Annotated in this window: 1 protein-coding gene; it reads left to right on the top strand. The window is 60.4% G+C overall.

The genetic code is table 11. The features are described from left to right. The coding region (lpxL, locus tag KHQ28_RS27815; protein WP_211777775.1) for an LpxL/LpxP family Kdo(2)-lipid IV(A) lauroyl/palmitoleoyl acyltransferase at positions 1-664 on the top strand (664 nt) is incomplete at its 5' end. Between the last annotated feature and the right edge of the window lie 46 nt (positions 665-710).

Here is a 710-nt window from a genome sequence, read left to right as displayed (position 1 = left end):
GGGCATGGGGCTGATGGAGACCGGTATGGCCTGGTTCTGGCCGGTTCGCCGTATCGCCCGCTGGACCGACACCATCGGCTTTGAGCATATTCGCGATGTGCAGGCGCAGCAGCGCGGCATTCTGCTGATCGGTATTCATTTCCTCACTCTCGAGATGGGAGCGCGGATGTTCGGTATGAACGAGCCGGGGATTGGCGTCTATCGCCCCAACGACAACCCGGTGATCGACTGGCTGCAGACCTGGGGTCGCTTGCGCTCCAACAAGGATATGATTGACCGTAAGGATCTGAAAGGCATGATCCGGGCACTGAAAAAAGGCGAAGTGGTGTGGTACGCACCGGATCACGATTACGGCCCGACCGCCAGCGTCTTCGCCCCACTGTTTGCGGTCGACCAGGCGGCGACCACCTCCGGCACCTGGATGCTGGCGAAAATGTCCAAAGCCTGCATCGTGCCCTTCGTCCCGCGCCGCAAACCGAACGGTAAAGGTTATGAACTGATTATCCTGCCGCCAGAGTGTTCCCCGCCGCTGGACGACGCGGAAACCACCGCCGCGTGGATGAACAAGATCGTTGAGCAGTGCATCATGATGGCCCCGGAACAGTATATGTGGCTCCATCGTCGCTTCAAAACCCGCCCCGAAGGCATGCCCTCCCGCTACTGATCCCTTTTCCCGGCCGCGCTCATCCCGGCCGGGAAAAGGGATCAGT

Origin of the sequence: Klebsiella sp. 28 (assembly GCF_018223905.1) — a bacterium.
Classification (GTDB): Bacteria; Pseudomonadota; Gammaproteobacteria; order Enterobacterales; family Enterobacteriaceae; genus Klebsiella; species Klebsiella pneumoniae.
The sequence above is the reverse complement of the archived record's forward strand: the minus strand, read 5'-3'. Positions and strand labels throughout refer to the sequence as shown.